Source organism: Sinorhizobium sp. GQ132, from assembly GCF_059758575.1.
In genome coordinates this window covers 42,006-68,303 of record NZ_JCAXDX010000012.1, presented here as the reverse complement: position 1 = coordinate 68,303, position 26,298 = coordinate 42,006, and the positions used below count along the sequence as shown (strand labels likewise).

The following is a 26,298-nucleotide window of genomic DNA, read 5'->3' as shown; positions in this document are numbered from 1 at the left end:
CAGCGGCCGAAAGCGGGGGACGGCGCATGTTCACCAGGGGAGCTAAATCCTTCACGTCTAGTTCACAGATTGAAGGAGAATGATCATGAAAACCTGGTTCATCACCGGCGCCTCCCGCGGCTTTGGCGCAAGGGTCGCGCAACTCGCGCTCGAACAGGGCGACAATGTCGTGGCCACTGCACGGAACGCTGCGGGTGTCACGGACAGGCTGCGCCAGCATTCGAACCTGCTGGCGCTGCCGCTCGATGTCACCGACGAGGAGCAGGCCCGCGCGGCGGCGGCGCGCGCCGTAGAGCGGTTCGGCCGCATTGATGTGCTGCTGAACAATGCCGGCTTCGGCCTGCTCGGGGCTGTCGAGGAAGCCACGGCTGAGGAGGTCGAGCGCCTCTATCGCACGAATGTGTTCGGCCTGCTCGGCGTCACCCGCGCGGTGCTGCCTTACATGCGTGCGCAACGCTCCGGACGCATACTCAATATCTCTTCTATCGGCGGCTATCGCAGCGCGGCGGGCTTCGGCGTCTATTGCTCCACCAAATTCGCTGTAGAAGGCCTCTCCGAGGCCCTTAACCAGGAGCTCGCGCCACTCGGCATCCATGTCACCGTCGTCGAGCCGGGCTATTTCCGGACCGACTTCCTGGATTCGTCGTCTCTGTCGGTGAGCCCCACACGCATTGAGGATTACAACGGCACGGCTGGCGCCACACGCAGCCGCACAACCGACCTCAACCATAGCCAACCCGGCGATCCAGCCAAGCTTGCCAGCGTGCTCGTCGCCTTTGCGGATGCGGTCAATCCGCCGGTGCGGCTGCCGCTGGGGAGCGACACTGTCGCTGCAATCGAAGCGAAGCATGCCGCCGACGCAGCGATCGTGGCAGAATGGCGGCAGATCTCGCTGTCGACGGACTTTGCCCCGCCTGAGGCGGCGAACGCCTGAGTTCGTGCGCGCCGGCGTACACCGCTGCCGGCGCGCTTCATCTGTAAAGCGTGGCGACTCGGCACTTGAAGGTGCCAAGTGCTGTCACCGATCTCAGGTATCCTGAGCAACCGTTCGAACAACCTCGATGAGGAGCGCTCAAATGTCCAAGACTAAGCCCTCGGGCAGCAAGCCTGGGCGGCCAAACAGGCGAGACCTCTAGGGGTGCCGCCCTTGCTTGGATGAGCTTAGGTCCCCAGCCCCCTCGCTCAAAAGCGTTTTGCGATACTCCGTCGGCGTGGTGGCTGTCACCTTACGGAACGCCGCAGCGAATGCCGAGGGTGTCTGGTAGCCGACCGAGAGGGCGATCTCCGTCACCGGCAGCTCCGGCATGGCCAGCAACTGCCGCGCCTGCGCAATCCGCAAATTGACCAGCCATTGGTGCGGCGTCTGTCCTGTGGCACGCCGGAAGGCGGTACAGAAATGAAAGCGGCTGAGATTGACCGTTGCCGCCAGTTCATCGAGCCCGATTTCCTCCTCAAGGTGCTCGCGCATATATGCGGTCACGCGCTTGACCTGCCAGTCCGCGAGCCCTCCGCGAGGTTCCTCCACCGTCAGCGCCCCGAGGGAGGAGTGTCCACGCACCAGTTGCAGGCACAGGAGGTCAATGGCTTGCTCCACGAACAACCGAGACGACGGGTCGTCCAGCCGCGCCTCGCGGCTCAACAATTCGAGAATGCGAGCGGCTGAAGGGTCTTCGAAGCCGACGCGCCCAATCAACTCGACGCGTTTGCCGCCGGCAAGGAGATCAGCGCTCGCTTGGAGCCGCTCCTGAGGGAAATAGACGTGCGACACTTCGATCGGGCCGGCGATATCCCACCGCCCGTCATGACCTTCTGGAATGAGCGTGATCGTTCCGGGCCTTGTCCTTGAAGCATGGCGCCTGCCATCACAACGCCAGGATATCTCCTGGTCTGAACCGTAATAGGTCATCACCACATGGCTCGACAGCCCTTGCAGCGAATCGTGCAGCGCCCCATGGCTCCAGCGGGTGGTCAGTCGGGTTTCACTTCGAAGCGCCTCGCCCACCAGAGCGGGTGGACGGTCCAGGATCTTGCCAATGCTTTCGACGGCATCACCAGCCAGGCCAATGGATGCCTTATCGCGGGCATTTTCCGCGGTCGTTGCTCGCGTTGGAAATGTCATCAATCCCTCTCAGAGTGCGATACCCGCAATCTACGAACACTCGCCGCAACCGAGCGACGGCCCGACTTCCGCACAATACGTATTTCTTTTCCTCGACGGCAACACCGCCTCACCGCAGAAAAGGAGACTGATCATGAGCAAGAAGACCATCCTCATCACCGGCGCCGGTTCGGGCTTTGGCAAGGACGCCGCCATCGGCATGGCCAAGAACGGCCACGACATCATCGCGACCGTCCATGTCTCGTCGCAGGTTACGCCGCTGCGCGAGGAGGTGAAGGCGCTGGGGCTCGACAATGTCCGCGTCGAGCGGCTGGACCTGACCGACCCCTATGATATCGCCCAGGCTCAGGCGTGGGACTTCGATGTCCTTTGGAACAACGCGGGCATGGGCGAAGCCGGTCCGGTCTGGGAAATCCCTATCGACCTCGTCCGCAAGAACTACGAAGTTAACGTCTTTCTGCCGCTCGTCCTCACGCAGGGCGTGCTGCGCCGCTGGGTGTCGGAAGGCAAGAAGGGCAAGGTGGTCTTCACCTCGTCGATGGGCGGGCTGTTCACCCCGGCCAACTGGGGCACCTACGTTTCCACCAAGCACGCGCTGGAGTCGATCGCCGAGGCGCTGCAGCAGGAACTGGCCGCATACGGGATCAAGATCCAGACGATCAATCCGGGCGCCTACTACACGGGCTACAACGAAACGATGGCGGACAATCCGTTCCGTTGGCTCGACGACAGCAAGCACTTCACAAAGCGTGCCGACCTGCGCAAGGGCTTTGACGACTTCTTCGCCACGCCCGAGGGTCGAATGGACCCCGCCGAGATGATCGACCGTATGATCGAAATCGTCCCGGCCGACACCGGCAAATTCCGCAACGTCGTTCCGAAGAAGATCGAGGACATGCTGAAGGAACACCAACTCGCCGCCTGGGAAAATCAGATCTGACGCCGCCCCATCCGGCCGTGATGCGAACAACCCCTGCCCCGTCACGTTACGGCCGGACCCTTCTCTCGAGGAGCACAGACATGAGCTTTTACTCAATCTTGGGGGGCATAGAGTCGTCTCGGATTCCGTACTCCTTTGAGTTGGAAAGTGCCTACATCGGCCAGGTACTCCGCATCTCTGTCAGCGAGCAGCGCACGAAAGTTTTCCGACACCAGCAGCGATCGTCCCAAAGTTCTGCAACTCGCCGCGATCCGGCAAACTTCGTTCACCGCCGGGCCGATCACGGTAAAGTCCAGCCTTTCGTCGCTGCCGATGTTGCCGTAGAACACTTCGCCGAAGTGCAAGCCGAGATAGATCGACGTTGTGGCCAAGCCAAGACCGCAACGCCGTTCGTTGAGCAATGAGAGGTTCTCCGCAAGTCTGCTTCTCGCCCGAAGCGCGGCGTCCGCCGCTTCCTTGGCATCTGTCCGATTGAAGATGGCAAGAACGCCGTCGCCGATCAGTTTCAACACATCTCCCCCACAGTTGTGGATCCCCGAGATGGTCGCCTCAGCATAGTCATTCAGCATGGCGATAAGCTCGCTGCTGGGCACCGTTTCGGACAGCGACGTGTAGTTTGCCATATCCGAGTACCAGAGCACCGTATGAATGCTCTCAACTCGACCCCGTGCGATGCGACCTTCCAGCACCCGCTTGCCGGCATCGTGCCCGAGGTAGACTTCAACAAGTGAACTCGCCACCTGACGCAGCGCCGCCGACTTGATGGCGAGCGTCAAGGCGGGCACTAGCCTGCGAAAGGCATCCAGATCCTCACGGCGAAAGCCGCCCGGCCTGTCCGTCGACCAGCGGCAGTAGAGATTGTCCATCTCCCCGATCGCGTCGTTCCCACCCAGCGGGAGTATCTGGGCAAAGTAGCCGGTGTGGCCTGCTTGCTTGAGATCCGCGAGAACTGGGAACTGGTCCGGCACCTCGCCGACCAAGGGCAGATGGAGCTCGGAAAGCCCATTCTCCAGCATGTGATGGAAAGGGCTGCTGCGCCACTGCCGCGTATTGTCTTCGGAATCGTCGCGAAGGAACTCCCGCTGCCGGGCGTCGACGCTCTTGCTCGGTTCCCAATAGAATCCCTCCGATTCTCGGACCGGATGAAGCGTATCCAGGAAGATCGCCGCCTCGACGAGCTCGACGCCGAGCGCGCGCACGCGCTCGCAGAAGCCCGCGATCAGGTGGCCCTCGCTCGCGCCGCGAAGGCCCTTGTTGAGAAGCCAGTCGAGAATTCGGTCGGTCCTTTCGCGGGTCATCGTCTGCACTTTCCCAATCGTCCCCTCATGCCTTGATCGCGTCGACAAGTGCGCGAAAGCCGGCGGACATATGCCGCCGGCTCGGATAGTAGAGATATAACGGCTCTTCCGGCTGGCACCAGTCGTTCAGCACCCGGATCAATTCACCGGAGGCAATGAACTTCTCGACACGATTTTCCCAGACATAGGCGAGCGCAACGCCGCCGAGCGCGGCCTGGGTCATGAGCTCGTGATCGTCGAGCGACAGCGGCCCTGTCGGCTGGAACGTGATCGCTTGCCCGTCCCTCTCGAATTCCCATGCATAACGCGCCCCGGACGGAAACATGTTCTGGATACAGAGGTGACGCTTGAGGTCATGCGGCGTCAGCGGAACCGGCCGCCGCTCGAAATAGCCCGGCGATCCGACGACCACGAGCCGCAGTCTCGGCTTGATGCGCACGGCGATCATTCCCTCCGCCACGCGCTCACCGAAGCGAATGCCGGCGTCGAAACCTTCCTGCACAATGTCGACGAGTCTGTCGGTCGCGCTGATCTCGAGCTCGAGATTGGGGTTCTTCTGCAGCAGCGGGCCGATGATCCAGCCGATGACGAACGGGGCGATCGAGTTCGGGACGTTCAGCTTGACCCTGCCGAAGGGCGTATGGCGAAAGCGGTTCAGCGCATCGAGCGCCGACGTGATCTCGCCGAAGGCCGGATCGAGGTGCGACTGCAGCAGCGCGCCCGCCTCGGTGAGCGAGACGCTACGCGTGGTACGATTGAGAAGGCGAACGCCGATCCGCTCCTCCAGGTTGAGAACGGCGTGACTGATGGCCGACGCAGTCACGCCCCGCTCCTCCCCCGCCCTGCGAAAGCTCTTGTGGCGGGCAACGGCCGCGAAAGCCGACAGCTCAGACAACTCGCTCGCACGCATTACTGAATCTCGCTCAGCATTATCTCTCAAAAAACAAATCTTATACATCAGCGATTTTGAGGTCAAATTCCATGCCGTCAGCAGAGAGCTGAAGAACAGGACATCGGAAGGAGATCGTCATGAAAGTATGGTTCATCACCGGCGCGTCCCGCGGTTTCGGAGCGCTGATCACCAAGGAAGCTCTGGCCGCTGGAGACGCCGTCGTCGCCACCGCGCGCAACCCCAAGGCCGTCGCGGAAAAGATCGGCGAACACCCGAATCTGTTGGCGGTCGCCCTCGACGTCACCAACGAAGATCAGGCAAAGGAGGCGGCAGCACTCGCCGTCGAGCGGTTCGGCCGCATCGACGTACTCGCCAACAACGCAGGCTACGGCCTGTTGGGCGCAGTCGAGGAAGCAACGGCAAGCGAGATCGAGGCCCTCTACGCCACCAATGTCTTCGGAGTCCTGAAGGTTACGCGCGCCGTGCTGCCGCACATGCGCCGCCAGCGCTCGGGCCATATCCTGAACTTCTCGTCGATCGGCGGCTACTTCGGTTATCCGGGCTGGGGCGTCTATGGCTCGACGAAGTTCGCCGTCGAAGGCCTGTCGGAGTCGTTGGCAGCGGAAGTCGCTCCCTTCGGCATCAAGGTGACGATCATCGAGCCTGGCTTTTTCCGGACGGACTTCCTGCACGACACCTCGCTGGCGATCAGCCCGGCTTCCATCCCGGACTATGTTGGAACCCCGGCCGGTGACATGCGCCATTTCGCAGCCACTGCCAATCACGCCCAGCCCGGTGACCCTGCAAAGCTGGCCAGGGGCATCCTGACCCTCACCAATGCGGTCAATCCTCCTTTGCGCATGCCATTTGGCAGTGACACGGTTGCAAAGATCGAAGAACAGAATGCAAGCGTTGCCGAGGAGCTGGCGAAATGGAGGGAGCTTGCTGTCTCCACGGACTTCGACGTCTGATAGAACGGCGTCCCTCAAGTCATCCCGGTCGGCAGAGCCACCGGGGTGACTAACGTAATACATGCATCCACACGCAGGCTATTGATTGACGCCAGCACATGGTGGGCAGCCGCCGCATGCAGCTAAACGAGGGTTCGTTGGAGGTCCAGGACGGCTCGCCTTTCAAGCGACTCGAACATCGCGCCGGGTTTTAGAGGCTATCGTCTTGACTCGATTGAAGCTCACACCTCCTATGGCCGCACAGGAATGGGGTATAGGATGCGAACTGCACGCGTAATGTCGTTAACGCCCGAACTTGTGGCCATGTGCGAAAGGGAGGAGCCGGAGCCGGAGCCCGAAGAAGGGTGGATCCCGCTGTCGGATCGGGAGTACAGCGATTTGGCTGCCCGACTTTCCAATGACTGCGTTGACGGCGAGCTTTGGATCTTTGCCTATGGTTCTCTGATCTGGAAGCCGGAATTTGAAATCGCCGATCGTTTGCGGGCGGCGGCCTTTGGATGGCACCGTTCCTTCTGCCTCGAACTACCCACCTGGAGAGGCACTCCAGAGCAACCCGGCCTGATGATGGCACTGGAGCGCGGAGGTCGATGCGACGGGTTCCTCTTCAAGGTTGCGGGAAACGACTGCCAAAATTCGATCGAACGACTCCTGCGGCGCGAGGTCTGGGACCAAGAAAGCATGTACACGACGCGCTGGATCAAGACCTTGACAGAGAGGGGGCCGATCAGGGCCTTGAGCTTCTGGGTCGGACCTGTGGGAGAGGGAGTCGCACTTCGTCAGCCACTTGAAAGGGTGGCATGGATATTGGCGAGAGCATGCGGCTATGCCGGATCCTGTGCCGAATATCTATATAACACGGTATTCCATCTGGAGAATTCCGGAATACATGATAGCAAGCTTTGGCGGCTTCAACAGTTGGTCGCGAAAGAGATCAGACTCCTTCATCAGCAACACGGTGCAGCGGATCGGGCGTCTCGACGAACCGTGATGGACTAACACAGGGATGGTTGTGAAACCGCCTTACGCGTCCGGCGCGATTTCCGGCTGCTCGCGCTTGCCGCGGAACATCGGACGTCCAGCATAAAGGCCACCCGCAATTTCCAGTTGGAAACGCTGCTCGTCGCGATCGCGGACATTACCCGCTATGGCGTCGATTTCATGCAGCTCCGCGCCTAGCGTTTCCAGCGCCTTTTGGCCGAGAAGCATTGCCGATTCGAATGTTTCGCGAATATGGAAATCGACACGCGCCTTGACGAGGTCGAGCGCATGACGGCGATCAGTTGCGCGCGCCAGAACCGGGACAAGGGGGAACTCCGCCTTCACGAGCTCAACGATCTGCGTGGCGTCCTCAGCCCTGTCAACGCAGACCACGACCGCCTGGCTGCGCCCCGCGCCGGCTGCATGCAGTATATCGAGCCGCTTTCCGTCCCCATAGTAGACCTCGAACTCGAACTCCCGCGCCGTATTGATCATCTCGACGTCGATGTCGATGATGGAAATGTCATGACCGTGATCGAGCAGGAGCTGGCTTACAATCTGCCCCACCCTGCCGAAACCGATGATCAGGACGGTGCCCTTGAGGTTCTCCGGTCGCTGCACCCCTTCCAATGAAGCGGGGATCGACTTCTCCACGACATTCAAGGCCGCGATAATCAACGGTGTCAACACCATCGAGATTATGATGATGGCCGTCAAAATGGCGCTCTGCTCGATGGTGATGATGCCGACTGAAAGTGCAGCCGTATAGAGTACAAAGGCGAACTCGCCGCCCTGCGCCATGAACACCGCCCGCTCGATCGCCTCCCAATGGGAGGACCTAAGCAGCCGTGCGACCACGTAGATGACGAGCGCCTTAACGACCATATAGGCCGCGACATAGAAGAGGATCGTCTGCCAGTTGCGGACAACGACGCCAAGGTCGAGAGACATCCCGACGGCGAGAAAGAACAGGCCGAGAAGGATGCCGCGAAACGGTTCGACATCGGCTTCCAATTGATGCCGGAACGTGGACTCGGACAAGAGTACGCCGGCGAGAAACGCGCCCATCGCCATCGACAGGCCGCCAAGTTGCATCACATAGGCAGATCCGATCACTACCAGCAGCGCTGCGGCCGTCATGACCTCGCGCGCCTGGGCGCTCGCGATTAGGCCGAATAGTGGGTTCAGGAGATAGCGTCCGGCCAGTACCAGACCGGCGATCGAAGCTACCCCGACGCCGATCGCTAACCAGTCGATGCCCTGGCTCGCAAGCGCGCTGCCGGGAACGATTGGGGCAAGAAAGGCGACCAGGGCGAGCAAGGGCACGATCGACATGTCTTCCAGCAGGAGGATTGAGACGATCCGCTGCCCCTTCGGCGTCGAGGTCTCGCCGCGCTCCTCAAGGAGCTGCATTACAATCGCGGTCGACGTTAGGACGAAACCCGCGCCCGCCACGAATGAGGGCGCGACCGGAAAACCAGTGAACACACCGATCGCCGTGAGACAGACGGCGCACAGCCCAACCTGGGCGGCTCCAAGGCCAAAGATCTCGCGCCGCAATCCCCACAGCCGCGAGGGTCTCATCTCCAGACCGATGATGAAGAGGAACATGACGACGCCGAGCTCGGCGATCTGGAGGATTGATGCCGGATCATCGAGCAGCCTCAGTCCGAACGGGCCAATCACCACACCACCGGCGAGATAACCCAGAACGGAGCCGAGCCCCAGGCGTTTGAACAAGGGAGCCGCGACGATCGCCGCACCGAGGAGGCCGATCACAGGCAGCAGATCCATGCCGTGGGACTCTGAAGACACTTTATCCACTCCCCGCCCCGTCGCGGCTCCTAAAGCTGCGCTACCGAGATTTACCCCCGCCTCACCGTCGTGAATGATGAAACTGGCGGGTTTTTCTCGAAATGGTAATTGGCATCCCTGTGCCCCTCAGCCCCTTAATCGGGACATTCGGCACCGGTGCTGACCCAGGCATCGATCAATGCGGCAAACGTCTCCTGCGAACCGGGAGGAGCACTGCGACCTTCGCCAGGGTGCCAGGCCCAGCCGACCAGATGGTCTTCGCCCATGTGGCGTATGAGATCGGCAAGGGACCGATTGCCGTTCCGGCTCGTGTCTTTCACCTGCCGGCAGATCTCGCCCACCGTCAATCCTTGCCACGCCATGCTGGCCGGCGCCAATGACCAGTGCGCGTTCCCCGGAATTGATTTCATGCGGCTGCCGACCACCGGACGATTCTCGGCACCGTGGCAGGTGCTGCAGACAAGTCCCGCCCGACCCAGTGAGCTTTCGCTGGCATTCATCAACGGCACATGCGGGTGCATGTCTTCACCCTGCGTCGGGCTGCGGGTCGCCGGATGGCAGTTGATGCAGCGGGGATGCGTGATGACACGGCTTGCCTCCTCGAAGATGGCCTTCGAGCGCGAGCTGGTGTCCGCAATCGCCTCAAAGTCGGAAACGGACTTGAGGGCTCCACCATCCGACGTTTCGGCATAAGTCTGCAGGGATCCCATACCGGCAACGATACCTGTCGCAGCGAGAACGGCGACGAGCGGGATGGCGAAAATCCGCTTGATCATGATCACGCCCTCCGCAATTCGTTATGGTCGATCGGCAGCGAGCGCAGACGCTTGCCGGTTGCCACAAAGATCGCATTGAGGAGCGAGGGCGCGACGCCCGGTGTGCCGACCTCTCCTATGCCGCCTGGCGCCTCGGAACTTGGCACGATATGAACCTCTATCTTCGGCGTCTCGTTTATTCTCAGAACCGGAGAATCGTCGAAGTTGCCCTCCACGACGGCGCCGTTCTGGACTGTGATGCGTCCATAGAGAGCAGCGCTCAGACCGTAAATGATGCCGCTCTGTATCTGGGCTTCGACCGTGTCCGGATTGATGACCTGGCCGCAGTCGACGGCGCAGATGATGCGCTCGGTCCTTAGGCTTCCGTCGTCCCCCACGCTCATTTCCGAGATCATCGCCGCGAAACTGCCGAAATCCTCCGAAAGTGCAATGCCTCTTCCCTTACCAGGGGGCAGAGCGGTTGCCCAACCGGCCTTCTCCGCCGCAAGATCAAGCGCGGCGAGGAGACGCGGCTTATGCTGAAGCAGGCGCCTGCGGTATTCCAGCGGATCGACGCCGGCGGCATGGGCCAACTCGTCGATGCCGCCTTCTATGGCAGGAAGGTTGCGTGTGGCACCGACTCCGCGCCAGTTGCCAGTCAACATTCCCTCCGGTGCCTCATGGCGCACGAAGTCGGTATATTTGTTCGGGATCGCATAGGGGGTTTCGGCCCCCGCCATGATGTCGAGGTCTATGCCATCGCGGGTGAAGGCCGGCAGCCAGCGCGCCATTACGGCAGGGCCGATGACGCGGTGACGCCAGGAAACGGGCATGCCGTCGGCGCCCAAGGTCGCCGTGACCTTGCTGTAGTTCAGGTAACGATAGCAGTCGTGGCGGATGTCCTCCTCGCGGCTCCAAGTGACCTTGACCGGGCCCTCGACCTGCTTTGCGATTTTCGCCGCCAAAATGATCCCGTCGACATCAAGCCGCCGCCCGAAACCACCGCCCAGCAGGTGGTTGTGCACAATGACCTTCTCCAACGGAAGCCCGGTCACATCGGCGACGGCTTGCCTCGCTCGCCCCATGACCTGCGTACCAACCCACACGTCACAGCCATCGCTGCGAACGTGCAGCGTGCAGTTCATCGGCTCCATTGCCGAATGGGTGAGGATCGGGAGACGGTAGACGAACTCCAGCGCAGGTCCGTGCTCGGCTTCGGCTTTTGCAACATTGCCCTCGTTGATGTGCGGCAGGGCGTTGCCATCAATCGCCTCTTCCGCACGCTTCTCCAAGTCCACCAGCGAAAGAGTGCCATTCGGGCCTGGCTCCCATTCGATAGAGAGAGCAGCGAGGCCCTTTCGTGCGGCACCGGTATTGTCGGCCACGACGGCAACAGCATCCTCGATCCGGACAACTTGTTTGACACCTTTTACCGCCATTGCCGGTCCGGCTTCGACCGCGCCCAGTTTGCCGCCGAAGTGGGGACAGATTGCGATCGCTGCGTAAGACACGCCTTGCGGACGGGAGTCGATGCCGAACTTCGCGGTGCCGTTGACCTTTTCCGGACTGTCAAGGCGCCGGACGGACTGGCCGATCAGCTTGAAGCTGGACGCAGGCTTCAGTGGCATTTCCTGTGGAACGGCTTCGGCTGCCGCGGCCTGTATCAGGCTGCCATAGGCGGCGCGGCGGCCGCTTGTGGCGTGGACGACGTGCCCGGCCTCGGCACTGCACGTCTCGGGCGCGACGCCCCAGCCACGCGCAGCAGCGTTCACCAACATGATGCGAGCGGCAGCGCCCGCCTTGCGCATCGGCTCGTAAACAGCGCGGATTGCGATGGAGCCGCCGGTGATCTGGTCGCCGAGCAAAGGGTTTGCATAACGCGTGGGATCAGCAGGCGCATGCTCAAGCTCCACCTGATCCAGGGAAACTTCCAACTCTTCGGCCAAGAGCATGGCTACCGAAGTATAAATGCCCTGTCCCATCTCCACGGACGGCATGACGAAGACAACCTTGCCTTCGGCAGGGATGCGAATGAAGGCGTTGGGTTCAAACGCCTCTGCGGCAGCGGACGAAGGCGAAGGCTGCAGGCCAATGACGAGGCCCGCTCCCGTCAGCGATGCGCCAATCAGGAAGTGCCGGCGCGATAACGGAAGGGTGAGTTTGTCGTGAACGGCCATGGCAGATTACCTCCCCGCTGCAGCGAGCTTGATGGCGGCGCGAATGCGCGGATAGGTGCCGCATCGACAGATATTTCCGGCCATGACGGCATCGATGTCGTCGTCGCTCGGCGAGGGATTGGCAGCAAGGAGCGCGGCCGCGGACATGATCTGTCCAGACTGACAGTAGCCGCATTGGACGACATCGATGTCGAGCCAGGCCTTCTGCACGCGGGCGCCTTCGGCAGTCTCGCCAATCGCCTCGATCGTGGTGATCGGCTTGGCCGCCGCATCGGCGACCGGCATGACACACGACCTCACGGGCACGCCATCGACATGCACCGTACAGGCACCGCACATCGCAATGCCGCAGCCAAACTTCGTTCCAGTGAGACCTATGGTGTCGCGCAAGACCCATAGAAGTGGAATATCGCCATCGACATCGACGGCATATTTTTCGCCGTTAACCAGAAGATCATAAGTCATGTGAACACCGGCTGATAGCCGTCCCCTTAATCATAGAGCCCGTGCTAGAAGAAATCGCGCAGAGATCTTTTCACAGGTGTGTTTCGGTGAAGGAGCAGTTTTGTTTTTTGCTTCGTTGCCCGGAGGTCTCCGCTAGCGCGGCAGGAGCGCACGTCGCCATGCCCAGGCTCGAGGTCGCGGTGGCGATCATACTGCTGAATGCGATCATCGTCATCTCCAATGCTTTGAAAGATCCCCGGCATTGCTGACGGGTAGTTTGGAGGTGATTTGCTGCATGTGTTTCTCCGTTTGCCAGCGCACGTTTCACACGTACCAGGTTCGCTTATGAGCATGCTGCTGGACGAATGCCGTCGACGCCATCGTACGAGCGGCTATGCCGTTCATACCTTGGTATGAGAGAGATCACTGGCCGATGCCGCCGATCAGTTCAGTTCATGGCTGCCACCTGTGCAGGAGGCAACCATCAGCCCCGCACCGTTTTGTCAGCAGTGAGCCAGCAGTTTGATATTGGGAGCCTGACCCTTTGCGCGAGTCATCCAGTGCGGGGCAGACGTGGGCAGGGTGGGCTCATGCGCTCATCACGATTTCCAGACATTCAATGAAGGCCGTGGTGTCTAACGGCTTCCTGAAGAAGGCCACGGCCCCGCTGGCAATGGCGCGCTCCTCGATGCCAGGCTCAGTACGAGCGGTAATCAAGATCACAGGCACCTGGGATTGCCGCTCCGCGATCAATCTTGTCAGATGAATGCCGCTCATGCCCGGCATCTGGACGTCCGTGACGACGCAGGAACAACCCGGCATGACACCCGCTTCGATGAATTCCTCGGCTGATGCGAAACCACGGGCAACATATCCGAGAGAACGGATCAGCCTGACAAGCGCTGACCGCATCGCCTGATCGTCGTCGATAATGGAGATGAGTGGTTCCCCAGCCACGCGGTGTCACTCGCTTCTTGTTAGCTTGGCCGCGGAGATAGGCGGAGCGCTGACCGTCAGCCTCGCACACGCACCACCAGTTGAAAATCATACTCAGGTGTTAGCGTCAGTGCTCAAGTGCCAGGTTCAAGGCGTCGGCCATTCGCACCAGATCGGCGAGCGTACGAGCACCCATCTTGCGCATCGCCGCGCCACGATGGATTTTGACCGTTACCTCGCTGAGACCCAGATCCCCGGCGATCTGCTTGTTCATCCTGCCGGAGGTAGCCAGCATCATGACTTCCCGCTCGCGAGTCGATAATGTGGCAAAGCGATCTTTGAGACCGGCAGTAAGGCCTTCCGCGGCGCGTCGGCTGCGATCGCGGTTGATCGCCGTGCTCACCGCATCGAGCATGTCCTGGTCGCGGAAAGGTTTCGACAGAAAGTCTACGGCCCCGGCCTTCATGGCCTGAACAGTCATGGGGATATCGCCGTGACCGGTCATCAGGACGACGGGTAAGTTGATGCCCAAGCCGCCAAGCTGTGCCTGGAATTCAAGGCCGTTGATGCCCGGCAGCCTTACGTCGAGTACGATGCATCCGGGTAGATCCGGTCGCTGGGCATCGATAAATTCGCGGACTGCTCCATAGCTGCGCGTTTCAAGGCCAACAGAGCGGAACAGGCGGTCTAGCGCGCGACGCAGCGCTTCATCGTCATCGACGATGTGGACAATCGCTCTATCGTCCGGACTGTGCGACATCTAAAAGGCCATGTTCTCTAAAAGCGTTGGAACCATAGCATGACGGGAACTGTCTCGGAGATAACACCAAGGTATTAGCCAATCGACTGTTAAACTTGATGCGGTCTCCTTCATCGATTCGCTTATGGGACTGACCGAAGCAGTTCACGAGACCATATCGCCGAGCGGTTGAGGCGCTTGAGATGGCGTCACCGGATCCTGAACGCCTATTCTGCATTTTGCCGACGCAGGAATGGGAAGAGTAAACGAAAACACGGCGCCACCTTTCTCGGCGTTTGTTGCCCAGAGCGCACCGCTGTGAGCCTCTATGATTGAACGGCAGATCGACAGCCCCACCCCGAGACCGGTCGGCTTGGTCGTGTAGAACGGTTCGAAGACACGCTCCAAGGTGGCTTGCGTCAAGCCCGGACCGGAGTCCTGCACGGTGACAAAGACATTGTCGTCGTCTCTTCCGGCGGTGATCCGGACATTGCGATTACCATTGTCAACATTGCTCATCGCCTCGATGGCGTTGGTGATCAAGTTGAGCATCACCTGCTGCAACTGTACGCGGTCTCCTCGGACGGTCGGCAAGCCGTCCGAGAGTTGGACCCGTAAGAAGACACCGTTCTTCAGGGCTTTGCCGCGGCTAATGGCAACGATCTCGGTGAGCGCCTCGGTGATATCCAAGTTCTCAAGCGACGGCGGTGCGTTCTTGAAAAGGGAGCGTATCCGATCGATGACAGCTCCGGCTCGCGTGCCGTCCTTCACAACGTCGTCAAGTGCCTCGCTCACTTCCGCAAGATCAGGCGGTTCCCTTCGCAGCCAGCGAAGCGCAGCCTGCGCGTTGGCGAGTGCAGCGGCAATCGGCTGATTGACCTCGTGCGCGATTGAGGCGGAGAGTTCCACCAGGCTTGCGACCTGCGATGCACGCGCCAGCCTGTCGTTCGCCGCCTGGAGGGCCGCCTCGGCCTGCCTCCGATCATCGATGTCGATCAGCATGTGGAGCCAGCGAAGGATGTTGCCTTGCGGATCCCGTAGAGGCAGGCCCAGGACGTTGTACCACCGGTAGACGCCGTCGGCGCGACGGTGGCGGCTCTCGACATTGTACGCGTGGTCCCCTTGGTGCGCGGCGAGCTGCTCGGCGATCGTCCGCTCGAGATCGTCCGGATGGACGACGTCGGAGGCCTTCCAGCCTTTCAGCTCCTCGAATGTCCTGCCGAAATAATCGAGGGTCAGTTGATTAAGGCCTTCGACCTCGCCTGATGGTGTCGTCACTGCGACCGGAAGTGGGATGCTGTCGACGATCAACTGAAAATCAAGTTCGCGCCGCCGCAGAGTCTCCTCAGCTCGCCGAAAATCCTCGACATCGGTGACCGTTCCGCACCATTTGATGATCCGTCCGGCATTGTCGAGCATCGGACTGCATTGCACGCGAACCCGGCGATACTGCCCGTCGAAGCGCCGTACGCGCGCGTCCATCTCGCCTGGTTGGCCGGACGCCAGAATCAACCGCCAGCGTTCGAGCAGTGCGGGGAGGTCGTCCGGGTTGACCGCGGCCTGCCATTCCGCGCCACGGGCTTCGTCCAGACCGAGGCCGGTGTATTCAGACCAGCTTCGGTTGACAAGCTCGAGCTGCCCGTCCGGCAGTGCGATCCACACCATGGCCGGAAGCGCGTCCAAAACGCGGCGGAGATCGAACTCCATTGCTGTCCTTTCCCCTCGGAAGTATTGATTAGAGATTGCTTACTCTGTCATGCGATCTGTGTACAGGTTGATGAGACGGGCTCCATGTACGCCATTCGAAAGACCTCTTATGATAAACTGCCGCCCCGAGAGCTTCCGGAGGATCAAATGATCCGGCTTGTGCCACCGCTACGAGTTGCGACCGAAGCAGATGCAAGGGCGCTGGCGGATCTCGTCAACTTCGCCGGCGAGGGTTTGCCCCTGTACATTTGGGAGGGACTTGTAAAGGACGAGCAGGAGCCTTGGGAGGTCGGCTGCGCTCGGCAAATAGAAAAGCTGCGCGAAGGCCAGATCGTGGTTGTGGACTTTGGAGACGGCGCCGTGGCGAGTTTGACAGGATATCCAATCGGCTCGGAGCCCAAGCCAATTGGCGATGACTTCCCCGCCCTGTTTCGGCCGCTTCAAGAACTGGAGAACAGGGCGCTCGAAAGCTGGTATGTCAATGTGCTGGCCTGCTATCCCGAATACCGGGGGCAAGGACTTGGCTCGAGGCTACTCACTATTGCAGAACAAATAGCGCGGGAAGAGGCGCTTCGTCGGATGAGTGTCATCGTCGCCAACAACAACGCAGGTGCAAGAAGACTGTATGAGCGGCATGGCTTCGAAGTTGCTGCAACACTGCCCTGTGTGAAGGAGGGCTGGGAGACCGATACAGAGTACTGGATGCTCCTGATAAAATCGCTCTGTCCAGTGGAAGGCCGCTAAGTCTGCACTGCAGACGTTCATCGCCATCGCAGTGAACTTCCGTCCTCCACCCAAAGCGGGAGTCTGTGCCGGGTCCTAAGCGCCAGTTTTTCACCACTAGTTGGCTCCGAGCCGCAGCCGACACATGCAGCTCTCGATCTTCTCCAATAGAAAAAGGACCTCCCCTCGCGAGGCCTGCCGTCCGAGCGTTCGTCTTCACAGACGGGGTATTAATGACAAACGTTGTGCACGGCACCAGTTGTGAGAACCGGTAGCGCAGGAGTCAATTGGCTGATCAAGGGACCTTAGCGTGCTGCCGACGTGGTCGGATTTCGAAGAGCGGTGACCCCGTTGGACCATGGATAGCCCAGCGGGCGGCTACTTCTTGAAACGAACACCCACGCCGCCACCATTTTCCGGGATGAACTCAATTCCTGCCTTGGCGAAGGCCGCGACGATGCTTGCAAGATTGTTGATGATCGGAACGTGAGCTCCCCGTTCAAAATCCGCAATGGTCTGGCGGGACACGCTGGCTGCTTTGGCCAACTCTGCTTGGCTCCAACCCAACATAGCTCGCGCCCCACGGCACTGCTCCATCGTAAGAAGATCGTTACTCAAGGCAAACTTTCTGATTGACTTCCTACATTTTGTAGGAAAAGTTATCGGCGACGATCGAACAGGTGCGGGAACACCTGCTCGATCTGACCACAACCCAAGCTGTAAGGAGCTCGGATCATGGCTGATTCCGACAATAGCAGAACTTTGTCTGCGGTCACCCGGGGAGACTTCCATTCCTTCGTGGCCTCGTCTTTACCCACATGTCCAGCGCTTGCCACGACGAAGCCCCTGCCTTCGTATGCGTGGAACGACGATCCCGCGCTCGCGGTCTGGCAGCAATGGTGCAAAGCTTGGCAGCATTTGAGCGAATCTAGTTTGCGCCAGCAGCAGCTCGAAAGAGCGCTCTTTCCGGCTGTTTTGCCGCCACCGCTTGAGCAAACCGCAGGTTCGCGAGCCTACGACGAGGCTCTCGAAGCTGAAGATCGTGCATCCGTCGCGGAGGACGAGGCGGCGAAAGCCCTGTGGAGGACACCGGCGCGATCGATAGCGGGGGCAACGGCAAAGCTCCACGCTGCCATCACCAAGTGGCAACCCTCCCCCACAAGCGAAGAAGATCCCTGGCCGCAAATCCGCTCAGTCATTGCCGACCTCCTGAAGATCGATATCGCCTCTGTTGCGAGCGCACGTAATCGCCTGTCGGCGCCCGAATTCCAACCCGAGCCTCCGGGGATGGTCCAACCACTCGCGTGATCCCGGGATTGCGGGCGAGCTAACAAGACATGCGCACCGCGCTCTTTGCGAGCATTTCGCCTTGGAAATCACGCGTTAGAGCCTGCCCCAACGCGGCATTCCGACTCTTCCAAAAACGAAAACCAAGGAACTTCAAATGAAACTGGGAAGCCAATTTCGTCCACGCCTGCTTTCCGCGCTTCTGATCTCAATCTTTCTCGGGAGTGCTCCGTCGACGTCGGCGCAGGCACAGGAAACCGGGGAGCTTCGGATCGCCACGTCCTACAAGCTGATGACGCTCGATCCGCACTATGCCAATCTCAACGAGAACACCTCGCTGCTCTCCCACATCTACGAGCGGCTGGTCTATCAGGACGAGAATCTCGAGCTGAAGCCTGGCCTTGCCACCTCCTGGCGGCCGCTGTCCGACACGCAATGGGAGTTTAAGCTCCGCGATAACGTCCGCTTTCATGACGGTTCAGACTTCACGGCGGACGACGTCGTCTACACGATCGAGCGCATCCGTGACTTCCTCAAACCGCCTAGCGGCGGCTTTCGCTCCTATGTGAGCGGCATCAAGTCGGCCTCGGCGCCCGCCCCCCTCACCGTGCTTATCGAGACCAATGGTCCGGTCCCCAATCTGCCACTCTTCTTTTCTTCCATTTTCGTGATGAACCGGCCCGTTGGAGGCTTCGAGGCGACGGAGGACCTCAACGCCGGCCACTCTTCCGTCGGTACCGGTCCCTACCGGTTCGAAAGCTGGCGTTCCGGCGAGAGCCTGAGGCTCATACGGAACGACGACTATTGGGGCGGCAAGCCCACCTGGCGCAATGTGACGTTCCGGGTCATCGAGAACCCGGCCGCCCGCGTTGCGGCGCTCAGCACCGGTGAGATTGATGTGGCGGATGCCATTCCGGCACGCGACGTCGCCTCCTTGAAGGAGCGCGGCGCCAGGATTGCAAGCGTGGGTGCCGCGCGCGTCAACTTCGTGCAATTCGACGTGTCGCGGGAGACACTTCCGGGCGTGACGGGAAAGTCGGGCGAACCAATCGCCAATCCATTCAAGAACCCTCTGGTTCGCCTTGCGCTTGCGATGGCGACGGACCGGGGCATTTTGGTCGACAAGATCCTCGCGGGCTATGGCACGGCTGCGGCTCAGGTATTTCCGAATGGCCTGCCGGGCACCTCGGCAAATTTGGTGCCAGGGAGGCCCAACTATGAAGAGGCAAAATCCCTTCTTGCGAAGGCAGGCTTTCCGAACGGCTTCAACCTCGTTCTTGCAGGGCCCGCCGGACGCTACCCCGGTGACGCCGAGAGCCTTCAAGCCATCGCCCAAAGCTGGGCGCGTATTGGCGTAAACGCCCAGCCATCAGCCGCTCCGTTCTCGGTCTTCAATACCAAACGTGCCGCCGGCGACTACGCAGTCTGGTACGGCGGCACGTCCGGCGAGGCGGTCGATATCATCCTCCATACCCTGCTGGCATCCCCGAACCGCGAGCGCGGAACCGGTGCCCTGAACTTCGGGAACTATCAAAACGTTGCCTTCGACGCGATGCTCGCAAAGGCGGAGAGCATTGAGGTGGGGCCGGAGCGGAACCAAGCGCTGGCGCAAGCCACGGAACTCGTTATGGCCGACCAGCCGATCATACCGCTCTACCATTTCCATCACATCGTCGGTTACGGTCCGCGGGTCGGCTCCTATGTGATGCATCCCCGCGGCTGGACGACCGCGATGCAGACGCTTGCGGCAGTGGAGTAAGCGATCATGGGCATGATTTCAGTTGCATTGGGAAGGCTGTCGCAAGCCTTCCTGCTCCTCATCGTCATGTCGTTGATCGGATTTATCGGCATCCACAGCGTCGGCAATCCGGTCTTCAACGTGGTCAACATCGAAACCGCCACGCCAGAAGATATCAGGCAGGCGACAATCGCGCTCGGACTGGATCAACCGATCTGGAGGCAATATCTCGTCTTTATCGACAATGTCGTCAGCGGAAACTTCGGCACCTCCTACATCTATCATCTGCCGGCCTTCGAGCTGGTTATAGCCAAGTTGCCGGCGACGCTGGAACTCGCGTCTGTCGCCATGCTCATAGCGGCACCGCTTGGAACGGGGCTCGGCCTCCTTGCCGGCCGACGGAGCGGAACCCTGTTTGATCGGGCCTTGCTCAAGGCGAGCGTGTCGGCGCTGAGCATCCCCTCCTTCTGGCTGGCGATGATGCTGATCCTCGTCGGCGCCATCCTGACAGGCTGGTTCCCATCCGGTGGCAGAGGCTCGACCGCAAGTTTCCTGGGGCAGGAATGGAGTGTCTTCACCGGCAACGGGCTGTGGCACCTCGTGCTTCCGGCATTGGCGTTGGCGATACCGAACATCGCGCTGATCGCCCGTCTTTCACGATCGGGAACGATTGAAGTCGAAAGCCTGGACTACACGCGGTTTTGCCGCGCCAAAGGGCTTTCGCCGCAGAGAATTCTGTTCCGGCATACGCTCCCGAACATCAGCGTCCCGATCGTGACGATCATCGGCCTGCAGTTCGGCGGCATGCTCGCCTTTGCTGTGGTGGTGGAGTCGATCTTCTCGTGGCCTGGCGTCGGCAAGCTCTTGATCGACTCCATTCAGCTCCTCGACCGCCCGGTGGTGATGGCAACACTGACCTTCATCTCGGTCGCGTTCGTCGCGCTGAATGCCCTGGTCGACCTCTTCTATGCCGTGCTCGATCCGCGCGTGCGCCTGTCTTCGTGAAAGGTGACCCCGTCATGAAAGCTCAAATTTTGAAGGCGCTCCGAAAGCGTCCGCATGGACCAGTCCTGACCGCGTCCAAGATGCTGCTTGCGAGCTACATTTTGCTTGCTATCGCGGCACCGGCAATCGCACCACAGAACCCCTACGATCCGTTGCAGATCTACGGATGGGAGGCGTCCTCGCCGCCGGGCACGATCGGTAGCGGCGGCTATCTATACCTGCTCGGGACGGACGGGCTCGGCCGCGACATCGTCAGTACTATCCTCTATGGCCTGCGCATCAGCCTGGTGGTGTCGATCACCAGCGCGGCGATCGCCGCGCTGGTCGGGCTGACGGCCGGTGTCAGCGCCGCATATTTCGGCAAGTGGGTCGATGTCGCGATCATGCGACTCGTGGACCTGCAGCTCAGCCTGCCGACGATCCTGATCGCGCTCATCGCCATCGTCACGCTCGGCCCGGGCGTGGACCGGATCATTCTGGCGTTGATCATTGCGCAATGGGCGACCTATGCGCGGATCGCGCGCGGCGTTGCCTTGAGCGAGGCGAACAAACCCTACATGGATGCGACCCGATTGATGCGGCTGCCGACGTCGCGGATCATCTTCCGCCACTTGCTTCCGAACAGCATCGCGCCGGCCGTTACCTTGATCCCGATCGAGGTCGGCCATGCCGTCGCACTCGAGGCGACCCTCTCCTTCCTGGGTTTGGGCGTTCCGATCGACAAGCCCTCGCTCGGCTCCGCGGTCGCAAACGGGTTCCAGTATCTTCTCACCGGTCAATACTGGATCAGCCTGTTCCCGGGGCTCGCCCTCTTCGGTCTGATCGCAAGCATCAATCTCGTCGGTGAGGACGTTCGACGCAGCCTCGATCCAAGGAACCATTCGCTATGACAGTGGAACACGTGACGACACCCCTGTTGCGGGTTGAGAACCTTAGCCTTCGCCACGCTTCGGGAGACGGCTTGACGACAATCCTCTCTGACGTGAGTTTGGAACTCGGACGCGGCGAGATCCTCGGCATCATCGGCGAGTCGGGAGCCGGAAAGTCGACGCTCGGCAATGCCGTGCTCGGCCTGCTTTCGCCCGAGCTCCAGCAGACGTCCGGGACGATCGAGTTCAATGGTCAGGCGATCCACACCATGACGCCCGATGAGCGCGAGGCGCTGCGAGGGCGTCGGATATCAGCGATCTTCCAAGATCACACCGCCTCCCTCGATCCGCTGATGAGCATCGGTGCCCAGGTGGAGGAAACCTGCCTTGCGGTCGATGGCTCACTTTCCAGGCGCGAGGCGCGGGCCCGCACCCTCGATCTCCTTGCCCGTGTCGGAATTCCGGAGCCGGAGCCACGATACCGCAACTACCCGCACCAGTTCTCCGGAGGACAAAGGCAGCGCATCGTCATAGCGATTGCTCTTGCCGGCTCTCCCGACATCATCATCGCCGACGAGCCGACCTCGGCGCTCGATGCGACCGTCCAGAAGCAGATCCTCGGACTACTTCGAAACCTTGTAGACGAAACGGGCGTTTCCATCATCATCGTAACTCACGACATGGGCGTGATCTCCGAGATCACCGATCGGGTCCTGGTGATGCGCAAAGGACAGGTGGTGGAAGCGGACCGCACGTCCACCATTCTCGATCAGCCCAGCCACGAGTACACACGCAAACTGCTCGCCGCCGTTCCGAGGCTCCGGGTCACCGCTTTGACAACCAGCGCGGACGACGGATGCCGCCGAAGTGTTTCCTCGATCGGAGACGACAAGGCGCCGATGTTTCTCGTCGCCGACGGCGTGTCGAAACAATTCGCGCAGCAGGGTTTTGCGTGGGGCTGCGGCCGAAGCAAGCCAAAGTTCGGCTTGCACGACGTTGGCCTCCAACTGCCACGCGGCAAGATCACCGGCGTTGTCGGCGAGAGCGGAAGCGGCAAGACGACATTCGGCCGTATCATCGCCGGCCTTGATACGGCGCTTGCGGGCAGGATCCGGATCGGTGCCAGCGAATTCGACGTTACCAGAGGCGGTCGCCGTAACGGCCTTCTCGGCCGGGTGCAGATGATCTTCCAGGATCCTTCCGCGTCCTTGAACCCCCGCATGACCATCGCCGAAACGCTCGACGAAAGCATCCGCTTCGGCGCGAAGCTCGCCGCCGGGGAAGAACCGACGGACGCAGCGGCGATGATGGATCGGTTGGGGCTCGCTCGCAGCCTGCTCGCCCGCTATCCGCACCAGCTCTCCGGCGGTCAGAGGCAGCGCGTCTGCATCGCGCGGGCCCTGCTCGCGGCGCCTGAGATCATCGTCGCGGACGAACCGACATCGGCACTCGACGTGTCGGTGCAGGCCGAGATCATCCAACTTCTGAAGGACACCATCGCCGAGCGCGAGATGACGATGATCTTCATCTCCCACGACCTCGCCATCGTCCAGGAGATGTGCAGTTCGGTCTACATCTTCAAGGACGGCCGGGTCGAGGATTTCGGACCATCCGATTTCATCTTCTCACGATCCGACAATCCCTACACGCGCACGCTCATCAACGCCCGACCGCACCGCTTCAGATGCTGAGCTGTGCCGGCGTCTCAACGAATGGGCCCAGCTCCGAACCACCATTTTCTTGAAACACGTGGCACGTATCGCCATAGAGGGTGACTCCATGAATGACAGGTTCACATTGGCCGTGACTGGCCAATCGCTCATCAAGCACGATATTCGCGACATCTCTGCCCCGGCTTTCCGTGAGGTTCAGTCTCTCCTTCGCAAGGCGGATCTCTCGTTCACCAACTTTGAAGGGACCATCCTTGGGAGCCACGGCGGGTGGCCACTTAAGGGATCCTTCTTCGGCTGCAGCGATCCAGCCGTTCTCGACAGCCTTCGTGCGATCGGGTTTCGCGCGCTTTCCCTTTCGAACAACCATGCGTTCGACCTCGGCCCATCCGGCGTGCTCTCGACACTCGAGGAGGTGGAGAAGCGAGCCTTCCTCCATGCCGGCCTCGGCCGTGACCACGCGCAAGCCTCACGGGCAGGCACCGGAATGATCGGTGGACGGCGCGTCGCGATCGTGGCGATGGACGGCGGCCCTGGTCCGAATTTCATGTACGCGGCCGACGCCGAGGACAATCGCCCAGAACGCCCGGGGGTCAATCGGCTTCGGCTGTCCCAGGTCATCGAGGTCGACGAGACCGCGTTCGATCAAATCCGGGCTATTCGCGACAAGGTTGGGTACACCGCTATCGATCTCACCAACGACAGTCAGCCGGACGATCCGCCGCGCCTCACCCCGGAATCCGAAATCGGCATCTCGCGTGCGGTCTTCAAGCGATCGGAAAGGTTCGGACGCAGCGTCAAGATCGATGAGGCCGATCTTGCCAGGATTCTCGCCTCGATCGCGGCTACGGCCGCGGACGGATCTCTGGTGATCGCCTATCTCCACCATCACCATTGGGCGTCCGACTGGTATCAGGTCCCCGACTGGGTGAGTGGCGTTGCCAAACGATGCATCGATGCGGGTGCTCATATGTTCGTGAGCCACGGTGCGCCCGTCCTCCAGCCGATCGAGATCTACCGGCGCCGGCCGATCTTCTACAGTCTCGGGAATTTCATTTTCCACGTGCGTTCTGAGAAGTCGACCTGGACGGCACCCGAAGTCTGGGAGAGCGTCATCGGCCTTTGCTCGTTCGGCGATGATAACGGCCTAATCGAGATCACGCTTCACCCCGTCATCATCGGAGGCGATGAAGCGCTGGCTGATGGGGTGCTGGAGCATCGCCTGGCGCCGCATCTAGCCGCAGGCGAAAGCGCCGAACGGATATTGCGCCGACTTTCCGAACAATCGACGAGATTCGGCGTCGACGTCGAGATTTCCGGCGGGGTCGGTGTCATCAGGTTTTAGCCTGTAGAGCGCCGTACCAAAGGGCTTGCTGGTTAACTCCGCAGTCCACCACGACAGCGGTAGCGGAGCGGGCCGACCCATCTCAGCCAAAAAACGCCGACGACAAGAGCGGGAATCTCTTCAGGACGAGGATGGACAACATGGAAGTTAGGGAAGAACTCATCAGCCGCTTTTTTCGCTATTCCGCGATCGAGAGTCAAAGCAACGGCCGCTCCCAATCCTTGCCGTCCTCGCCCGGACAAGCAGCTCTCGCTGCCCTGCTCGCCGACGAGATGCGCGCAATTGGCATGAACGACGTGCTGGTCGACGAGTATGCCATCGTAACGGGAGTCAAACGTGGCAACAGGCCTGAGGTCCCCCCGATCGGCTTTATCGCGCATCTCGACACCGTCGATGTCGGCCTCTCGCCCTTCGTCCGCCCGCAAATCCTCCGCTTCGAAGGCAAAGACCTTTGCCTCAACCGCCAGGAAGACATCTGGCTCAGGGTCGCCGAACATCCGGAAGTTCTTGAGTGGGAGGGGAATGACATCATCATTGGTGACGGCACCAGTGTCCTCGGCGCAGACAACAAGGCGGCAATCGCGGTCATTATGACGCTGCTTGCCCGGCTCGATCAGCAGGTGGGCCACGGCGACGTCTTCGTTGCCTTCGTGCCGGACGAGGAAATCGGATTACGCGGCGCCAAGGCGATGGACCTCTCCCGCTTCCCTTGTGATTTTGCTTACACGATCGACTGCTGCGAACTGGGCGAGGTGGTCCTGGAGACATTGAACGCCGCATCCTGCGAGATCGTCTTTACCGGGGTCAGTGCGCACCCGATGTCAGCGAAGGGTACGCTCGTCAATCCGCTGCTGATGGCGATGGACTTCATCTCCCACTTCGACCGCGAGGACACGCCTGAATGCACAGAAGGTCGCGACGGGTTCTTCTGGTTCAAGGACCTCATCGCAAACGACAGCGAGGCAATATTGACCACATTGATCCGGGATTTCGATACAGATGGCTTCAATCGGCGCAAACGTCGGATCGCCGAAGTGGCGGAAGCAATGAGATCGCGCTATCCGACCGGGAATGTCCGGTACCACGTCACCGACACCTATCGAAACATCTCCACGAGCCTCGCTCGTGACGATCGTGCCGTCGCTCTGCTATTCAAGGCTATGGAAAAACTCGGGATCGAGAAGAAGGTGATCCCGATGCGCGGCGGCACCGACGGCGCGGTCCTCTCGGCCAGAGGAATACCGACACCGAACTTCTTCACCGGCGCCTACAACTTCCATTCGCGCTACGAATTTCTGCCGATACCAGCCTTCGAAAAGTCGTTGGAAGTTGCGTTCAAGATTTGCCAACTGTCGGCGAGTAGCTGAGATGAGAAAGTCGCGGCCTAAATCTCAGAGTCGTTCGTTGTCGCCGCCAACGGCCGACGCCTCTCTCTGCTCTCTATCCGTGAGCGTGCCCTGATCTGGCGTTAGGTCCAGCTTGCCCCAGATCGAGGTTTTGCGGTCGGTCGGTTTGAGCTTTCGGGATTGCTTGATTTCTACGGTAAACGGCTTTGTCTGCTGACGTATGAATCCTCCAGGCGACGAATTGCGAGCACTCGATACCGGGTTGATTATTGAAGGCAACTCCAAGCCGGTAGGTCCGTCGGCACCGAACCAGCACCCGGACATAGGAATGGAGCAACGGTTTGACCACACTGCTATGTTCCGCTTGGGCGAGTCCGTGGCACGTTGCCATCACCGCGTTCCTAGTGATCCGTCGGCATTGGCCACGTCCTCCTCGGGCTCGATGAGGCATGTCTGATCGGAGAGCGGCTTCGCCTCGATCGTCTTCCCGCAACGGCCATGCAAAACTTTCTTCCCCTGAGCGCTCAGGCGCTCATTCCTCCCG

General features: G+C 60.6%; 23 protein-coding genes. 12 read left to right on the top strand and 11 right to left on the bottom strand.

Annotated features, from left to right (window positions below; genetic code table 11):
• Nucleotides 1–85: 85 nt before the first annotated feature.
• Nucleotides 86–934: an oxidoreductase gene (locus AC6CIG_RS24510; RefSeq protein ID WP_498324025.1), complete on the top strand. Its 849-nt coding sequence runs from the start codon at nt 86–88 to the stop codon at nt 932–934.
• A 198-nt stretch (nt 935–1,132) separates the two neighbouring features.
• Here AC6CIG_RS24510 and AC6CIG_RS24505 read toward each other — a convergent pair whose 3' ends face one another.
• Complete coding sequence (locus AC6CIG_RS24505; protein ID WP_498324024.1) at nt 1,133–2,119, bottom strand: helix-turn-helix domain-containing protein; 987 nt, start codon at nt 2,117–2,119, stop codon at nt 1,133–1,135.
• A 133-nt stretch (nt 2,120–2,252) separates the two neighbouring features.
• Here AC6CIG_RS24505 and AC6CIG_RS24500 point away from each other — a divergent pair, with 133 nt between their 5' ends.
• Nucleotides 2,253–3,059: an SDR family oxidoreductase gene (locus AC6CIG_RS24500; protein WP_498324023.1), complete on the top strand. Its 807-nt coding sequence runs from the start codon at nt 2,253–2,255 to the stop codon at nt 3,057–3,059.
• Between the two features lie 92 nt (nt 3,060–3,151).
• Here AC6CIG_RS24500 and AC6CIG_RS24495 read toward each other — a convergent pair whose 3' ends face one another.
• Both AC6CIG_RS24495 and AC6CIG_RS24490 read right to left on the bottom strand, forming a co-directional pair.
• Complete coding sequence (locus AC6CIG_RS24495; RefSeq protein WP_498324022.1) at nt 3,152–4,357, bottom strand: adenylate/guanylate cyclase domain-containing protein; 1,206 nt, start codon at nt 4,355–4,357, stop codon at nt 3,152–3,154.
• 25 nt (nt 4,358–4,382) lie between these two features.
• Nucleotides 4,383–5,267 carry a LysR family transcriptional regulator gene (locus AC6CIG_RS24490; protein WP_498324021.1) on the bottom strand — a complete coding sequence of 295 codons (885 nt, stop codon included), beginning with the start codon at nt 5,265–5,267 and terminating at the stop codon, nt 4,383–4,385.
• 119 nt (nt 5,268–5,386) lie between these two features.
• Here AC6CIG_RS24490 and AC6CIG_RS24485 point away from each other — a divergent pair, with 119 nt between their 5' ends.
• Both AC6CIG_RS24485 and AC6CIG_RS24480 read left to right on the top strand, forming a co-directional pair.
• Nucleotides 5,387–6,220: an oxidoreductase gene (locus AC6CIG_RS24485; protein ID WP_498324020.1), complete on the top strand. Its 834-nt coding sequence runs from the start codon at nt 5,387–5,389 to the stop codon at nt 6,218–6,220.
• A 258-nt stretch (nt 6,221–6,478) separates the two neighbouring features.
• The gene (locus tag AC6CIG_RS24480; protein ID WP_498324019.1) at nt 6,479–7,216 is read left to right on the top strand and encodes a gamma-glutamylcyclotransferase; all 738 of its coding nucleotides are present in this window, start codon (nt 6,479–6,481) and stop codon (nt 7,214–7,216) included.
• A 24-nt stretch (nt 7,217–7,240) separates the two neighbouring features.
• Here AC6CIG_RS24480 and AC6CIG_RS24475 read toward each other — a convergent pair whose 3' ends face one another.
• From AC6CIG_RS24475 to AC6CIG_RS24445, 7 genes are all read right to left on the bottom strand, one after another.
• A complete protein-coding gene (locus AC6CIG_RS24475) occupies nt 7,241–9,013 on the bottom strand; it encodes a monovalent cation:proton antiporter-2 (CPA2) family protein (protein ID WP_498324018.1) in 1,773 nt (590 codons plus the stop codon).
• A gap of 134 nt (nt 9,014–9,147) precedes the next feature.
• On the bottom strand, nt 9,148–9,789 hold the full coding sequence (locus AC6CIG_RS24470) for an Isoquinoline 1-oxidoreductase subunit (RefSeq protein WP_498324017.1): 642 nt from the start codon (nt 9,787–9,789) through the stop codon (nt 9,148–9,150).
• 2 nt (nt 9,790–9,791) lie between these two features.
• Complete coding sequence (locus AC6CIG_RS24465) at nt 9,792–11,945, bottom strand: xanthine dehydrogenase family protein molybdopterin-binding subunit (protein ID WP_498324016.1); 2,154 nt, start codon at nt 11,943–11,945, stop codon at nt 9,792–9,794.
• Between the two features lie 6 nt (nt 11,946–11,951).
• The gene (locus AC6CIG_RS24460; RefSeq protein ID WP_122103012.1) at nt 11,952–12,410 is read right to left on the bottom strand and encodes a (2Fe-2S)-binding protein; all 459 of its coding nucleotides are present in this window, start codon (nt 12,408–12,410) and stop codon (nt 11,952–11,954) included.
• Between the two features lie 567 nt (nt 12,411–12,977).
• Entirely contained in the window at nt 12,978–13,346 is a 369-nt protein-coding gene (locus AC6CIG_RS24455; protein ID WP_498324015.1) for a response regulator transcription factor, read from the bottom strand.
• 106 nt (nt 13,347–13,452) lie between these two features.
• Nucleotides 13,453–14,085, bottom strand: coding sequence for a response regulator transcription factor (locus tag AC6CIG_RS24450; protein ID WP_498324014.1), 633 nt, complete (start codon nt 14,083–14,085; stop codon nt 13,453–13,455).
• 144 nt (nt 14,086–14,229) lie between these two features.
• Nucleotides 14,230–15,771, bottom strand: a complete 1,542-nt coding sequence (locus AC6CIG_RS24445) for a PAS domain-containing sensor histidine kinase (protein ID WP_498324013.1) — start codon at nt 15,769–15,771, stop codon at nt 14,230–14,232.
• Nucleotides 15,772–15,918: 147 nt separating this feature from the next.
• On the opposite strand from AC6CIG_RS24445, the gene AC6CIG_RS24440 reads away from it, so the two are divergent.
• Nucleotides 15,919–16,515, top strand: coding sequence for a GNAT family N-acetyltransferase (locus AC6CIG_RS24440; RefSeq protein WP_498324012.1), 597 nt, complete (start codon nt 15,919–15,921; stop codon nt 16,513–16,515).
• 357 nt (nt 16,516–16,872) lie between these two features.
• On the opposite strand, the gene AC6CIG_RS24435 is transcribed toward AC6CIG_RS24440, so the two are convergent.
• Nucleotides 16,873–17,091, bottom strand: coding sequence for a helix-turn-helix transcriptional regulator (locus AC6CIG_RS24435; RefSeq protein ID WP_102765011.1), 219 nt, complete (start codon nt 17,089–17,091; stop codon nt 16,873–16,875).
• A gap of 138 nt (nt 17,092–17,229) precedes the next feature.
• Here AC6CIG_RS24435 and AC6CIG_RS24430 point away from each other — a divergent pair, with 138 nt between their 5' ends.
• From AC6CIG_RS24430 to pepT, 7 genes are all read left to right on the top strand, one after another.
• A complete protein-coding gene (locus AC6CIG_RS24430; RefSeq protein WP_498324011.1) occupies nt 17,230–17,802 on the top strand; it encodes a hypothetical protein in 573 nt (190 codons plus the stop codon).
• 136 nt (nt 17,803–17,938) lie between these two features.
• Nucleotides 17,939–19,540: an ABC transporter substrate-binding protein gene (locus AC6CIG_RS24425; protein ID WP_498324010.1), complete on the top strand. Its 1,602-nt coding sequence runs from the start codon at nt 17,939–17,941 to the stop codon at nt 19,538–19,540.
• Nucleotides 19,541–19,546: 6 nt separating this feature from the next.
• Nucleotides 19,547–20,524 (top strand): ABC transporter permease, encoded by a 978-nt coding sequence (locus AC6CIG_RS24420; protein ID WP_498324009.1) that lies wholly within the window; start codon nt 19,547–19,549, stop codon nt 20,522–20,524.
• A 14-nt stretch (nt 20,525–20,538) separates the two neighbouring features.
• A complete protein-coding gene (locus tag AC6CIG_RS24415) occupies nt 20,539–21,414 on the top strand; it encodes an ABC transporter permease (protein WP_498324008.1) in 876 nt (291 codons plus the stop codon).
• A complete protein-coding gene (locus tag AC6CIG_RS24410) occupies nt 21,411–23,084 on the top strand; it encodes a dipeptide ABC transporter ATP-binding protein (RefSeq protein ID WP_498324007.1) in 1,674 nt (557 codons plus the stop codon). Before AC6CIG_RS24415 ends, AC6CIG_RS24410 begins: the two co-directional genes overlap by 4 nt.
• An 88-nt stretch (nt 23,085–23,172) precedes the next feature.
• A complete protein-coding gene (locus AC6CIG_RS24405) occupies nt 23,173–24,408 on the top strand; it encodes a CapA family protein (protein ID WP_498324006.1) in 1,236 nt (411 codons plus the stop codon).
• 140 nt (nt 24,409–24,548) lie between these two features.
• Complete coding sequence (gene pepT, locus AC6CIG_RS24400) at nt 24,549–25,775, top strand: peptidase T (protein ID WP_498324005.1); 1,227 nt, start codon at nt 24,549–24,551, stop codon at nt 25,773–25,775.
• The last annotated feature ends 523 nt before the right edge of the window (nt 25,776–26,298 follow it).

Bases quoted from the DNA above. Each gene is read 5' to 3' on its own strand.
- AC6CIG_RS24510 (WP_498324025.1), top strand. From the start codon at position 86: ATGAAAACCTGGTTCATCACCGGCGCCTCCCGCGGCTTTGGCGCAAGG.
- AC6CIG_RS24505 (WP_498324024.1), bottom strand. From the start codon at position 2,119: ATGACATTTCCAACGCGAGCAACGACCGCGGAAAATGCCCGCGATAAG.
- AC6CIG_RS24500 (WP_498324023.1), top strand. From the start codon at position 2,253: ATGAGCAAGAAGACCATCCTCATCACCGGCGCCGGTTCGGGCTTTGGC.
- AC6CIG_RS24495 (WP_498324022.1), bottom strand. From the start codon at position 4,357: ATGACCCGCGAAAGGACCGACCGAATTCTCGACTGGCTTCTCAACAAG.
- AC6CIG_RS24490 (WP_498324021.1), bottom strand. From the start codon at position 5,267: ATGCGTGCGAGCGAGTTGTCTGAGCTGTCGGCTTTCGCGGCCGTTGCC.
- AC6CIG_RS24485 (WP_498324020.1), top strand. From the start codon at position 5,387: ATGAAAGTATGGTTCATCACCGGCGCGTCCCGCGGTTTCGGAGCGCTG.
- AC6CIG_RS24480 (WP_498324019.1), top strand. From the start codon at position 6,479: ATGCGAACTGCACGCGTAATGTCGTTAACGCCCGAACTTGTGGCCATG.
- AC6CIG_RS24470 (WP_498324017.1), bottom strand. From the start codon at position 9,789: ATGATCAAGCGGATTTTCGCCATCCCGCTCGTCGCCGTTCTCGCTGCG.
- AC6CIG_RS24465 (WP_498324016.1), bottom strand. From the start codon at position 11,945: ATGGCCGTTCACGACAAACTCACCCTTCCGTTATCGCGCCGGCACTTC.
- AC6CIG_RS24460 (WP_122103012.1), bottom strand. From the start codon at position 12,410: ATGACTTATGATCTTCTGGTTAACGGCGAAAAATATGCCGTCGATGTC.
- AC6CIG_RS24450 (WP_498324014.1), bottom strand. From the start codon at position 14,085: ATGTCGCACAGTCCGGACGATAGAGCGATTGTCCACATCGTCGATGAC.
- AC6CIG_RS24445 (WP_498324013.1), bottom strand. From the start codon at position 15,771: ATGGAGTTCGATCTCCGCCGCGTTTTGGACGCGCTTCCGGCCATGGTG.
- AC6CIG_RS24440 (WP_498324012.1), top strand. From the start codon at position 15,919: ATGATCCGGCTTGTGCCACCGCTACGAGTTGCGACCGAAGCAGATGCA.
- AC6CIG_RS24435 (WP_102765011.1), bottom strand. From the start codon at position 17,091: ATGGAGCAGTGCCGTGGGGCGCGAGCTATGTTGGGTTGGAGCCAAGCA.
- AC6CIG_RS24430 (WP_498324011.1), top strand. From the start codon at position 17,230: ATGGCTGATTCCGACAATAGCAGAACTTTGTCTGCGGTCACCCGGGGA.
- AC6CIG_RS24425 (WP_498324010.1), top strand. From the start codon at position 17,939: ATGAAACTGGGAAGCCAATTTCGTCCACGCCTGCTTTCCGCGCTTCTG.
- AC6CIG_RS24420 (WP_498324009.1), top strand. From the start codon at position 19,547: ATGGGCATGATTTCAGTTGCATTGGGAAGGCTGTCGCAAGCCTTCCTG.
- AC6CIG_RS24415 (WP_498324008.1), top strand. From the start codon at position 20,539: ATGAAAGCTCAAATTTTGAAGGCGCTCCGAAAGCGTCCGCATGGACCA.
- AC6CIG_RS24410 (WP_498324007.1), top strand. From the start codon at position 21,411: ATGACAGTGGAACACGTGACGACACCCCTGTTGCGGGTTGAGAACCTT.
- AC6CIG_RS24405 (WP_498324006.1), top strand. From the start codon at position 23,173: ATGAATGACAGGTTCACATTGGCCGTGACTGGCCAATCGCTCATCAAG.
- pepT (WP_498324005.1), top strand. From the start codon at position 24,549: ATGGAAGTTAGGGAAGAACTCATCAGCCGCTTTTTTCGCTATTCCGCG.